The sequence below is a fragment of the Microcoleus sp. Pol7_B2 genome, assembly GCF_036701035.1.
Lineage (GTDB): Bacteria > Cyanobacteriota > Cyanobacteriia > Cyanobacteriales > Microcoleaceae > Microcoleus.
This window is the reverse complement of sequence record NZ_JAUBQB010000119.1, coordinates 1-12077: the sequence shown is the minus strand read 5'-3', so window position 1 is coordinate 12077 and position 12077 is coordinate 1. Positions and strand designations below refer to the sequence as shown.

At 45.9% G+C, this 12077-nt stretch carries 11 protein-coding genes; 7 read left to right on the top strand and 4 right to left on the bottom strand.

Annotated features, from left to right (window positions below):
* Positions 1-159: 159 nt before the first annotated feature.
* From QUA57_RS26845 to QUA57_RS26835, 3 genes are all read left to right on the top strand, one after another.
* Entirely contained in the window at positions 160-2607 is a 2448-nt protein-coding gene (locus tag QUA57_RS26845; RefSeq protein WP_333064773.1) for an ATP-binding protein, read from the top strand.
* A gap of 578 nt (positions 2608-3185) precedes the next feature.
* On the top strand, positions 3186-4124 hold the full coding sequence (locus QUA57_RS26840; RefSeq protein ID WP_333038674.1) for a UDP-glucuronic acid decarboxylase family protein: 939 nt from the start codon (positions 3186-3188) through the stop codon (positions 4122-4124).
* Positions 4125-4251: 127 nt separating this feature from the next.
* Complete coding sequence (locus QUA57_RS26835; protein ID WP_333038671.1) at positions 4252-5640, top strand: UDP-glucose/GDP-mannose dehydrogenase family protein; 1389 nt, start codon at positions 4252-4254, stop codon at positions 5638-5640.
* Positions 5641-5745: 105 nt separating this feature from the next.
* On the opposite strand, the gene QUA57_RS26830 is transcribed toward QUA57_RS26835, so the two are convergent.
* Positions 5746-6216: a hypothetical protein gene (locus QUA57_RS26830; protein WP_333064775.1), complete on the bottom strand. Its 471-nt coding sequence runs from the start codon at positions 6214-6216 to the stop codon at positions 5746-5748.
* A gap of 166 nt (positions 6217-6382) precedes the next feature.
* Here QUA57_RS26830 and QUA57_RS26825 point away from each other — a divergent pair, with 166 nt between their 5' ends.
* Together QUA57_RS26825 and ppk1 are read left to right on the top strand one after the other, a co-directional pair.
* Complete coding sequence (locus tag QUA57_RS26825) at positions 6383-6601, top strand: helix-turn-helix domain-containing protein (protein WP_006632503.1); 219 nt, start codon at positions 6383-6385, stop codon at positions 6599-6601.
* A gap of 125 nt (positions 6602-6726) precedes the next feature.
* Entirely contained in the window at positions 6727-8910 is a 2184-nt protein-coding gene (gene ppk1 / locus QUA57_RS26820) for a polyphosphate kinase 1 (protein ID WP_333038665.1), read from the top strand.
* 138 nt (positions 8911-9048) lie between these two features.
* Here the strand turns inward: ppk1 and QUA57_RS26815 are convergent, their stop codons facing one another.
* Together QUA57_RS26815 and QUA57_RS26810 are read right to left on the bottom strand one after the other, a co-directional pair.
* Positions 9049-9219 (bottom strand): hypothetical protein, encoded by a 171-nt coding sequence (locus QUA57_RS26815; RefSeq protein ID WP_333031883.1) that lies wholly within the window; start codon positions 9217-9219, stop codon positions 9049-9051.
* 202 nt (positions 9220-9421) lie between these two features.
* Positions 9422-9682, bottom strand: coding sequence for a hypothetical protein (locus QUA57_RS26810; protein ID WP_006632500.1), 261 nt, complete (start codon positions 9680-9682; stop codon positions 9422-9424).
* A 320-nt stretch (positions 9683-10002) separates the two neighbouring features.
* Between QUA57_RS26810 and QUA57_RS26805 the strand changes: the two genes are divergently transcribed.
* Together QUA57_RS26805 and QUA57_RS26800 are read left to right on the top strand one after the other, a co-directional pair.
* Positions 10003-10554, top strand: a complete 552-nt coding sequence (locus QUA57_RS26805) for a DUF2854 domain-containing protein (protein WP_333064776.1) — start codon at positions 10003-10005, stop codon at positions 10552-10554.
* Positions 10555-10965: 411 nt separating this feature from the next.
* Positions 10966-11778 carry a DUF3598 family protein gene (locus tag QUA57_RS26800; RefSeq protein WP_333064777.1) on the top strand — a complete coding sequence of 271 codons (813 nt, stop codon included), beginning with the start codon at positions 10966-10968 and terminating at the stop codon, positions 11776-11778.
* A 5-nt stretch (positions 11779-11783) separates the two neighbouring features.
* On the opposite strand, the gene QUA57_RS26795 is transcribed toward QUA57_RS26800, so the two are convergent.
* Positions 11784-11963 carry a hypothetical protein gene (locus QUA57_RS26795; protein ID WP_333064778.1) on the bottom strand — a complete coding sequence of 60 codons (180 nt, stop codon included), beginning with the start codon at positions 11961-11963 and terminating at the stop codon, positions 11784-11786.
* Positions 11964-12077 lie beyond the last annotated feature (114 nt).

The window sequence follows — 12077 nt, the reverse complement described above, 5'->3', positions numbered from 1 at the left end:
GTTAATCCACAGCACTTTAAAAACTGGTTTACAAGCTGCTGCTACTGTACTTCATAAACCTGGAATCGGCTGTATTTCGTTAGAGAATCGCAGATTTGGTAAAAAAACCCGTTTCTCACCAGCCGTGCGTAAGTCTTGTTTATTCATCCCCACCTATTTATGAGTCAAAACCATCGCCCTGTTCCTCGGTTAGATTTAGCTCCCAAACTAAAGCGTCCTCTTTCTTTGTGGAATCCTTTAGATTACCTGCGATTGTTATATTGGGTGTTTTTCTTTCCTCAAGCTGTGCGGTGGTATGAGTCTACTTTTGGGGGTGAATCTAATTTAAAAGACGCCAAAAGCTGGCGAGAGAAGTGGGAGTGGTTGCGTCAAAATTCCGTCCAGCGTCAGTTAATTCTACAAGCCTTGATGTTAATCATTGTTATCTCCGTAGGCTTGAGTAGATTTTTCGAGGAAATAGGCATTTCTATCGATTGGTTCCGCGTGGCGATCGGCGTGGCGTTGGGCGTGGCGATCGGCGTCGCGTCCGGCGTGGTGTCCGGCGTGGCGTCCGGCGTCGCGTCCGGCGTCGCGATCGGCGTGGTGTGGGGCGTGGCGTCCGGCGTGGCGATCGCACGTCCTGAAAATTGGCTTTTCGCTTTAGCGTTTACACTACTTCAGCGTCAACAGCAAAATAGACAATTTCCTCGCATTACCCCACTTCCCATTCCCTACCTGTCTTCTCAAATAGCTAATTGGCTGAGGCGGGATTGGGAAACAGGATTGCACAACATTAACCAATTACTAGGATTTACCCTTCAGTTTATCCCTGTTGTTAAAGCTGTAAATCGTGTACTGGCAGAGACACCAAAAGACCAACTCATCTATCGCGTCGCTCAATTATCAGAAGATCCTTATGATTGGGAGTTGGTGCGTTTTGCCTCAGCTTCTCTGGGTGAAGTAATGAAGTCACAAGCAGTAAAAGGTTTGTTCTTAAAGCTACCTTATCCACAACAAATTCAAGCTCGTTTTCAAACAGAAATTCGTTTAAATACTCCTGCGCGTGCCTCTGCCGCTGGTTTCTGGTATCTCCACAAGCAAAAACCAGACAAAGCCACAGAAGCTTTCGCTGTAGTGCGAGATCTGCTTTATGGAGAGGAGATGTTTACCTTAGCGCAGATTCTCACAGATTTTCACCAAACAGCAGAACTAGCAGAGATGGCTTCCCTGAAGCTGCCTGCTTCCCCAAATCCACCTCTGCTGCGTGAGACTACTTGGAAAGTAATTGCCTCTCTACGGCGGGTAATTGCCGATGTCCAAGTCGTCCAGAATAGCGTATCTCGTTCTGCCCGTTCCCTTGCCCTCAACCGAGCATTAGGTGAGCTTGAAACTATCCTCGACCGTCCAGATATTATACCACAATGTGAACGAAATTTAATTATTAAAACTGCAAAAAAATGGCAAGAAATATTACTGCAAGTGACCGGGAAAATCGGAGATATTTCGATTACTCAACCTGTGAGTATCCCCTATATAATTGGCGATCCAGTCCAAGGCAAGCTATTTGTCGGCCGCGAAGACATCATCAGACAGCTAGAGGAGTTGTGGGTAAAAGGCAATCCGCTTCAATCTGTGGCACTCTACGGTCATCGGCGCATGGGAAAAACTTCGATTTTGTTGAATGCTAGCAACTGCTTAGGCTCAAAAGTACAGGTAGCTTATGTGAATTTGCTGCGGGTAGGAGATTGCTCTCAAGGAGTCGGCGAACTGCTAATATTCATCACCGATGCCATTGCCAAAACAGTCAAGATTCCACCTCCTGCCGATCGCGATTTACTCGATTTACCCTATGTCACTTTTGGACGCTACATCGAACAAGTAATAGCAAATGTAGAAAGTGGATTAATCATTGCTTTAGACGAGTTTGAAAAAATTGAAGAATTGATAGACGCTGGGAACATCAATCAAGATTTTATCGGTTTTTTGCGAGGGATGGTGCAAATGAGTTCTAAAGTAGCCTTTGCTTTTGCCGGATTGCACACCTTGGATGAAATGACCGAGGATTATTTCAATCCTTTTTTTGCTAGCATTATCCCCATCCGAGTAGGTTTCCTGAGTCTTGGTGCAACTCGCCAAGTTTTAGCCAATCCCGATGATGATTTTCTCCTCGACTACAAACCAGAAGCACTCGATCGCATTTACGAACTAACTCACGGCCAACCCTACCTCACGCAATTGGTAGGATTTCTGTTAGTCCGCCTCTACAACGACCAAGTATTTGAAATGGGACGCCCCCGCGATCCAATGTTTACACTAGAAGACGTAGCAACTGTCATCAATGACACAGAATTCTTCACCCGAGGTCGCTACTATTTTACAGGAGTTTGGGGTCAAGCAGCGCAAGGCGCATCGGGACAACAGGAGATTTTAAAAGCCTTAGCACCTCACTTAGAAGGAATGAACCTCGACACGCTGAGTCAAGAAACAGGGAGGGATGAGACAAGTTTGCTGGAAGCACTAAAAACTCTCGAACGCCACGATGTGGTTCGAGAAGTTGATGGTTGCTACAGTATTACTGTCGAACTATTCCGCCGCTGGGTTCAGATGTCATTGGGAGGGAAGGGATAGTTAGTTATCCCTTTGAGTATTCGGCGGTTGAAACCAATCGTACACAAACTCTTGTCCCTGCTGAGGGGGACTAAGAGAAAAGCTATCAAATTAATATTACTATTCTGCCAAATATTTACATTATTGGCGGCCCTAACGATTCAAGTAAAACTATAGTTTTCCTGAAATTATTACCTAATTTTTTAGATCGACATAATTTCTCTCATATTGCTTTTCAGATAAATCGACCCTGGTTTTTTCAAATAAGCCAGTGAAGCGCAGCTATCCCCTAGCGCATCGCCCAACCTCAGACCGAAGTCATCAAATAACCAATAACCACTAACAAATAACCTAACTAATGTCAAGAGTGTTTTTTCGGAAATATTAAAGCTTAAATAAAAATTGCTACCGACATTTGCGAATTATAGCACTTTGTTCCAAGTATTTGAAAATGCTAAGTTAATTAAAGATTTTATAAAAGTGACGCATAAGTCTTTACATTGTCGATCGCAATTTTGTTATTCTATTAGAAAGTTTCATTCTAGCGACTGAATTTTTGTACCACAGTCCTACCCCTAAACAGAACGGCAGTTTCCACAATGAGAATTTTAGTCACAGGCGGTGCAGGTTTCCTCGGTTCTCACCTAATTGATCGCTTAATGGCCCAAGGACATGAGGTAGTCTGCCTGGATAATTTTTACACCGGGACTAAACGCAATATCCTCAAATGGCTGGACAACCCGTATTTTGAGCTGATCCGCCACGACATCACGGAACCGATTCGGTTAGAGGTAGATCAGATTTACCATCTGGCTTGTCCCGCTTCCCCAATACACTATCAGTACAACCCTGTCAAGACAATTAAAACAAACGTCATCGGCACGATGAATATGTTGGGATTGGCAAAACGGGTAAAAGCAAGATTCTTTCTCGCTTCCACTTCCGAAGTGTACGGAGATCCTGACGTTCATCCACAAACAGAAGATTATCGTGGCAACGTTAATTGTATCGGGATCAGATCGTGTTATGACGAAGGGAAGCGAGTAGCTGAAACCTTATCTTTTGATTACCATCGTCAAAATGGGGTAGACATTCGAGTTGTGCGAATCTTCAATACCTACGGCCCCCGGATGTTGGAAAATGACGGCAGAGTAGTGAGCAATTTTATTGCTCAAGCTTTGCGGAATCAACCGCTGACAGTATACGGCGACGGTTCCCAAACACGGAGTTTTTGCTACGTTTCTGATTTGGTGGAAGGATTTATTCGTTTGATGAATAGCGACCAAATCGGACCGATGAATTTGGGAAATCCCGGCGAATACACTATATTGGAACTGGCACAAAAAATTCAAAACACGATTAATCCAGGGGCAGAAATTATTTTTAAACCGCTGCCGGAAGACGATCCAAAACAGCGACAACCGGATATTACTCGTGCTAAAAATTGGTTGGGGTGGGAGCCAACTGTGCCGCTTGATCAAGGTTTAGAGTTGACTATAAAGGATTTTCGCGATCGTATAGAGGGAAACCAAAAGTAGAGACTGGGAGAGGGGGAGACTGGGAGAGTGGGGGAGAGAAAAAATCTTCCTTATTCCCAATTCCCAATTCTCGATTTGCGATTACCAATTCCTATCTGATTTTTTTACTAACTTTGAGGACATTTGTATGCATGTTTGCGTCATAGGTACAGGATATGTTGGCTTAGTCACCGGCACTTGTTTGGCCCACATCGGCCACCACGTGATTTGCGTAGACAACAACGAAGAAAAAGTAAAATTAATGAAGTCTGGACAGTCGCCTATTTTTGAACCTGGACTGTCTGAATTAATGTCCTCTGCATCTGCGTCGGGCAATCTAGAATTTACTTCGGATTTAGCAGCCGGAGTGGCTCACGGGGACATTTTGTTTATTGCCGTGGGGACGCCTCCTTTGCCTACTGGGGAAAGCGATACTCGCTACGTGGAAGCGGTTGCTCGTGGAATTGGAGCTCACCTCGACGGCGATTACAAAGTCATTGTCAATAAATCTACGGTTCCCATCGGTTCCGGGGACTGGGTGCGGAGGATTGTCCTCGACGGTTTGGCGGAACGTCAAAAAGCTCAAACCAATGATGCGGCTACGGGTGAGGAAGTAGCAGCAAAAAAAGGTGTGGTATTTGATGTGGTTAGCAACCCGGAGTTTTTGCGGGAGGGCTGTGCTGTTTTCGATACTTTTAATCCCGATCGCATTGTTCTCGGCAGCAACTCTCGGCGGGCTATGGATATGATGCTACAGTTATACCGGCCGATTGTCGATCGCAAGTTTGCAGAAAATCCGTCTTTGCCGGAGGTTCCTGTGGTGATGACTGATATCAGTTCAGCGGAGATGATTAAGTACGCAGCTAATGCTTTTTTGGCTACGAAGATTAGCTTTATTAATGAAGTTGCTAATATTTGCGATCGGGTTGGTGCAGATGTTAGTCAAGTTGCCCGAGGTATCGGCTTAGATTCACGGATTGGCAACAAGTTTTTGCAAGCTGGCATTGGTTGGGGCGGTTCTTGTTTCCCCAAAGATGTCTCAGCTTTAGTTCACACTGCTGACGATTACGGCTACGAGGCACATTTGCTGAAAGCGGCAGTGGAAGTTAACGAACGCCAGCGGTTCATTGCTATTGAAAAGTTGCAGCACGTTTTGAAGATTCTCAAAGGTAAAACTGTCGGACTTTTGGGTTTGACTTTCAAGCCGGATACTGACGATTTGCGGGATGCTCCAGCGCTGATTTTAATCGAGAATTTGAATCGGTTGGGAGCGAAAGTTAAAGCTTACGATCCCATCGTTTCTCAAACTGGGATGCGTCACGGTTTGTCGGGAGTTTTGGTAGAAACTGACCCGGAAAGGTTGGCAGACGGTTGCGATGCTTTGGTGTTGGTGACGGACTGGGAACAGTTTCGCAATTTAGATTACGATAAAATGGCGAAGTTGATGAATCATCCAGTGATGATTGATGGCCGCAATTTCTTAGACAAGAAGGCTTTAGAAGCGGCTGGTTTCCAATATGTGGGGATTGGAAGGTAAAGAAGAGTTTTGAGTAGAATCTCTATTTCGTAGGGTGCGCCGAAGCGCACCTTACATTTATCTTGCTGGTGGCCAACAATCGCGGGTTTACTCGCGCCGACTGCTTTAAAAATTTTCCATCAATGTTTTTTCTTGAGCGTAAACATCTCGTAGCTGTTGCAGCGCTGAGGCAGAAATTACCGATTTAACTGTAGCAACTAATTTACCCCATTCAACCAAGCTGTCCACTGAAACAGCCGTTTTGAAGTTGTACGTATAGAATTTAGTCCAAAAATCTGGTGCTTGTGTCCGTTTCCAGCGTTTGTACCAGGCGACAAAATCTTGAGCACAGGGCGGTTTTACTTCTAAGATTGGGGGGAAATCAGCGTAGCTGACAAATCGACTGAGGCCTTTGGCATGAACATACACCACGTTGTGGCAGCAATCGATCCGGTATATCTGTTCAGGTGAGATGTTGAACAGGAGTGCCACTGTTTCTTCGGTGACAAATCTAGATCGCGGATTGACGATCGACGATTTGTGAATAATTTTTGATGCGCCGATCGTTGACGATCTTAGCTGATTTTCTGATATCATTGTAGTTGCATCTGGTGGTGGTAGCTAAATCTATCTCTGCTAAGTGCGATCGACAGAAATTATCTGTCGGGATTAATTTTAACTGGCGATCGTCTTTAGTTTGCAGACCGGGGGCGATCGCTTTTTGATATATTATACTAAATCCAAAATTTTGTAAATAGTGAATATGAGCAAAGGCTTAGTCAGATTGCGGGTTCGAGAGTTGGCTGCCGAGAAGGGATGGACGCTCAAGGAAGTTGCGGAGCGATCGGGCGTTGGCTACAGTACGATTAGCAATTATGCCCGTTCTCAGGGGATGGCAATGGTTGACTTTGCAGCCGTCCACAAGCTGGCTCGAACTTTTGATGTGATGATTGAGGATTTCGTGGTAATCCTCGAAAAATAGTTGAAGGTTTTGCTTAAATTCAATGTTTGAGCGATCGACCAAAAGCAGATGCGAACAAATAGTTTAACCTGCGATACTAATTCACAGATGCGATCAACAGAGCCTCCCAAAGACTCCCTCAAACCATGCCCAAGCCAAAAAAGACCCCCGCCAAAACCTACACTGAAATCAACCTCAGCGACCCCCAATACTACTTCAACCGAGAACAAAGCTGGCTAGAATTCAACAACCGCGTGCTCCACGAAGCCCTCGACCCCCGCACGCCCCTTTTAGAAAGACTCAAATTTCTCGCTATTTTTAGCTCCAACCTAGACGAATATTTTATGGTGCGCGTGGGCGCCCTCAAACAACAAGTACACGCAAAAGTCAGCAAATTAACCTCGGACGGCCGCACCCCCCAACAACAGCTAGATGCCCTGAACAAGCGGCTTTTGCCGATGGTTACTCAGCAGCACTCGTATTTTGAGCAAACCCTGCGGCCGAAACTAGCAGCAAGCGAAATCTACATTCTCGACTACATTGACCTCAATCAAGAACAGCGCAATTACTTGCACCGCTACTTCAAAGAACAAGTATTTCCCGTACTCACTCCCCTAGCAGTTGACCCCAGCCACCCATTCCCCTACCTTTCAAATCTCAGCCTCAATTTAGCAGTAGTAGTCAGGGACCCCGACACCCGGGAAGAATTGTTTGCCCGCGTCAAAGTACCGCAAGTTTTGCCCAGGTTTGTGCCGCTGCCGGGGGATTTGCAGTGGCAGCAGAGGGGTAAATCTCCTGTTTGGACTGGCGTGCCCCTAGAACAGGTGATTGCCCACAATTTAGAAGCTTTGTTTCCGGGGATGGACGTAGAGGAATATCACCCGTTCCGCATTACTCGCAATTCCGATTTGACGGTTGAGGAAGATGAGGCAGAGGATTTGCTGCTGGCAATAGAACAGGAACTCCGCAAGCGCCGGTTTGGAGGTTCTGCGGTGCGGATGGAAATTCAAGCGATTATGCCGCCTGCGCTGCGAGATATGCTCATGGAGGAGCTGGATCTCGGTGAGCAAGATGTTTACGTCGTAGAGGGGCTGCTAGGCCTCAAGGATTTGATGTCTTTTGTGGGGCTGCCGGTGCCGGAACTGAAAGACCCGCCTTGGACTCCGGTTGTGCCGCCGCGATTGCGGAACTCGGAATCGGCAAGGATTTTAGACAAATCGAGGTTGGATGCTGAAGAGGGCGAGGATATTTTCACCACCATCCGGCAGGGGGATTTGATGCTGCACCATCCCTATCACTCGTTTGCTGCGACGGTACAGCGGTTTATTACTGAGGCGGCGCACGATCGCTCCGTGTTAGCGATTAAGATGACTTTATACCGCACTTCGGGTGATTCGCCGATCGTCAGCGCCTTAATTCAAGCAGCGGAAAACGGCAAGCAGGTAGCGGTTTTAGTAGAGCTCAAAGCTAGGTTTGACGAAGAAAATAATATTAATTGGGCTCGCAAGTTAGAACAAGCCGGAGTCCACGTAGTTTACGGTTTGGTGGGACTCAAAACCCACACCAAAATTGTGATGGTAGTGCGTCGCGAGGAAGGGTATATCCGCCGCTATGTCCACATCGGCACCGGCAATTACAATCCCAAAACAGCCGGACTCTATACCGATGTGGGTTTGTTGAGTTGTCGCGAGGATTTGGGATCGGATTTGACGGATTTGTTTAATTATTTGACTGGTTATTCGCGACAGGTATCTTATCGCAAATTATTGGTGGCACCGGTCAATATGCGCGATCGATTTTTAGCTTTAATCCGGCGTGAGGCAGAATTCTGCCGCTTGCAGGCCGAAGGCGGTATCGGTAGCTGCGGCCGCATTGTCGCTAAAATGAACGCTTTAGTTGACCCTCAAATCATTGTTGCTTTGTACGAAGCTTCACAAGCGGGAGTTAAAATTGATTTGATTATTCGGGGGATTTGCTGTTTGCGTCCCGGCGTTGAGGGTGTTAGCGAAAATATCAGAGTTATCAGTATTATCGGCCGCTTTTTAGAGCATTCTCGGATGTTTTATTTTTTCAACGGTGGGGATGAAGAGGTGTATATTGGTTCTGCGGATTGGATGCAGCGCAATCTCACAAGACGGGTTGAGGCGATAGTTCAAGTGGAAGATCCGACAATTGCCAAGGAATTGCAAGAAATTTTGGGAGTAATGCTGGCGGACAACCGCCAAGCTTGGGATTTGCAGTCTGGGGGACACTACTCTCAGCGGCGGCCACCTGCTAATTGCCCGGAAGTGAGCTCTCAGCAAATTTTGATGGATATGGTGATGAATTAGTCATTAGGAATGGGGCATGGGGCATGGGGCATGGGGCATGGGGAATTGGTTATTAGCTATCTGTTATTGGTTATTAGCTATTAGTCAACAGTCAACAGTCAACAATGCCCAATGCCCCATTCCCAATGCCCAATGACCCTAACTGTTAAAAGTACGCTTGAATTCTTCTAAAAGATCATCAATTTCTTCGATCGCCTGACTCACATCTATTCTCAGGGCTCCCAAGTCCGATCGATCTAGCAGCCGCACGAGGGATTCCCGCTTGACTTCGATCTCTGCTACGCGCTCTTTGATTGTTTGTGCATCCATGGTTTTTTCCCTTTGCTACTATTAACAAAAATATTTGACATTCTCCTCTGCGAACAGACGGAGATTCTTAATTCACCGACCTACCTTTTTGGGCAAATCCTTCACTGTTTTTATAGGGGAAGTGATGAACCTGCTCAGGGTTTTTGAGTCTGTGTTATAGTTTGATTGTACATCAAAACCTCAGCCAAACTCCAGCCAAATTTTAGCGCAAAAAAGGCGGACGTTTGGTATCTGCCGGTTTATTTTTCATCATTCCAGCTAAAAATCGCTTCAGGGCCTTCTCCCGGTTTTTCATAAAAGCAGCCCAAAATCCCGGTTGATATTCATCCATCGTCTTGGCTAGGGCCCAGACATCGATCGCTAAGATATTATAAAGCCTTTCATCTTCGCGTTTGAGCGAGTTAATCTGCTCCAGAACCGCCTTGTTTGCTCCAGCAGTTTGTTTGTCTTCGTCTTTAATCATGGCCGAAAAATGGTTGAAAGGGCAAGAGTGTCGATCGCGATCGCCACTCTGTATACTTTGATGATACTGCCGATCTCGATTGCCTTCTGGAACCAACGCCGCGCAATTAACACGGATATTTACCGATGGCGTGCCCGGGCGAGTCCGGCAGGATAAGCTTCTGAACCTAGAGACAAGACTGTGGATGCACACCGCTCCCGCGCTCATAGATGCTAGCAGTTTTTGCAGGTCTTTTGGCAAAAAAACTAAATTTATTCAAGACTTTTTGACAGATAATAATTAAAGTATATTATTTCTGTCCGACTACTTACCTCACTAATATGTTACGCAAAATTTCTTTAGCAAACCTAGCCTTAGTTGTTGGCGGTATTATAGCAGCAGTCGGTTTCGGAGCCTACTTCACAGACAGACCTACCCTGAACCTAGCCGGTTTTTTTTATGGAATTCCGCTGTTGCTGGGAGGTTTGGCTCTGAAAGCGGCCGAACTCGAACCAGTGAATTTCACCGAACCTACCTCTGCTGAAGTTCTCCTCCTGCGAGAAAGTCAGGCGACGGATACTCAAAACCAAGTCCGCAAAGATGTCACCCGATTTCGCTATGGCCAACCGGCGCACTTAGATGATGCTTTGGAGCGCCTGGGGCTGGCCCCAACCGACGAGGAACGGCCGCTCCTGCAAGGGTTGCGGGAAGTTAATGTTGATGGTGCTTATGGGTTAATTCTAGAGTTTTATTCGCCGCTAATGCCGATCGACTTATGGGAAGAAAAGCAAGACAAAATAGCTACTTTTTTTGGGCCAGGTTTGCGCGCACAAGTGAGTCAAAAGGCTGGTGACAAAATTGAAGTGGCTCTCATTAAAAATACTCAAGCTTAAAGTAGTCTTAAGTTTTGAGTGCGTGAATTTTGAAGTCATCAATTAAACATTAATCTTGCATCAGCTTAGATACTGATTTTAGCGGCAGCTTGAAACCTGTCGCTATCAACATAAACTAAATCCGCAATTGGGCGATCGCGCAAATTAGATTTTCCTTAATTACAATAATAGTTGAGAACCAATCGGCAATCTTAACTCAGGAGAAGCACAAATGGTTTCGTCCCAAAGCAGGATAGGTATTATCGGCGCAGCACAGGATTTGTCAGTTGCAGTTAAACAAGCGTCGAAGTGGATGATAGCAGTCTCAGTTGCAAATAATCCTGGCTCAGTCTGGAGTAGAATAAATGAGCAGGTTGAATCCGCCAAACTACATTATTGACCACAATGTATAGGGAAGAGAGGGATACGCCAATGTCAGAAAACAGAGTGTCCATCACCGCCAAAGTACCTTTAACTGCTCAACAGCAGTGGGAGACTCTCATGGCTCATCACTGCGGACGTTGGCAAGGGGTATTGGTTAGATATGATGCCACAGGGCAGGTTCTCGATATTCTTGATTCTGTACGGAGCTTCATTCCTTCTGACGATCGGCAAACTGTCACCCATTCCCTCGACTTCAGGAGTCGGATGACAGAAACAGTAACGCAGAAACAATGGGTTTTGACCTTGGGTAATCCGCTGATTATCCATCCGGTCGATCCAGAGGCTTATCTGCTTTTTAATCCCCATTCTTCTGACACAATGGTTGGGCACGATCGAACGGGTTCAAGATTTTATTTTGAGCCTTACCTCCTGGCATCAGGAAAAAGAACAAGTGTGGTGGTGATGTACTACAAAGACGCCGCTAATATCTCTCAGCCTCACCTGTTTTCATTGTTTAGAGAGAGCAAGGAAGAGGTAGCGGAACCTTGGTGGTCCCAACAAACTCACTGTAGGATCGATCAAGTCAACGCCCTGAAGCTTCCTGCTCAAACCACAGGCGCGACCTATGTTTCATTGGATGAGATGGCTCAACTGCCAGTTCCTCCTCAACCGAGTGAAATACAAGGCGATTTTCTACAAATCCAATTTCCAGATGCAATAGAGGTTGTTCTTTCGAGCGAGCGATTCAAAACTCCCTATTATGCCTCGATGCGTTGGACACCAGATACCAATGACACCCCCCGAAGCTGTACTTTAATCTACGAACAACCGGATCAAAAGCCTGATGTATTCGCCATTTAACCGCTTCAAATTTCCAATTCTGGATGAATGAGCTGGTATCCTTCTGCTTTGAGCTTCTGAGTCGATATGCGCCGATCATTCGATCGAGTTTTGGTATCCGACGAATCCCATTCCACTTCAGGTAATTCGTAGCGTTCGCACAGTTGTTTAAACAATTCACGAGCGGTGATTGGAACATCATTCACTAGGTTATTGGAGTTTAGACTAAGCACAAATTGACTCATACCAATTTAATGTGAAGTTGCATATAATACAGAGATGGCGTTTATGGTGCGTTTTATGGCTCGTAGTTTAAAAAT

Bases quoted from the DNA above. Each gene is read 5' to 3' on its own strand.
- QUA57_RS26845 (WP_333064773.1), top strand. From the start codon at position 160: ATGAGTCAAAACCATCGCCCTGTTCCTCGGTTAGATTTAGCTCCCAAA.
- QUA57_RS26840 (WP_333038674.1), top strand. From the start codon at position 3,186: ATGAGAATTTTAGTCACAGGCGGTGCAGGTTTCCTCGGTTCTCACCTA.
- QUA57_RS26835 (WP_333038671.1), top strand. From the start codon at position 4,252: ATGCATGTTTGCGTCATAGGTACAGGATATGTTGGCTTAGTCACCGGC.
- QUA57_RS26830 (WP_333064775.1), bottom strand. From the start codon at position 6,216: ATGATATCAGAAAATCAGCTAAGATCGTCAACGATCGGCGCATCAAAA.
- QUA57_RS26825 (WP_006632503.1), top strand. From the start codon at position 6,383: ATGAGCAAAGGCTTAGTCAGATTGCGGGTTCGAGAGTTGGCTGCCGAG.
- ppk1 (WP_333038665.1), top strand. From the start codon at position 6,727: ATGCCCAAGCCAAAAAAGACCCCCGCCAAAACCTACACTGAAATCAAC.
- QUA57_RS26815 (WP_333031883.1), bottom strand. From the start codon at position 9,219: ATGGATGCACAAACAATCAAAGAGCGCGTAGCAGAGATCGAAGTCAAG.
- QUA57_RS26810 (WP_006632500.1), bottom strand. From the start codon at position 9,682: ATGATTAAAGACGAAGACAAACAAACTGCTGGAGCAAACAAGGCGGTT.
- QUA57_RS26805 (WP_333064776.1), top strand. From the start codon at position 10,003: ATGTTACGCAAAATTTCTTTAGCAAACCTAGCCTTAGTTGTTGGCGGT.
- QUA57_RS26800 (WP_333064777.1), top strand. From the start codon at position 10,966: ATGTCAGAAAACAGAGTGTCCATCACCGCCAAAGTACCTTTAACTGCT.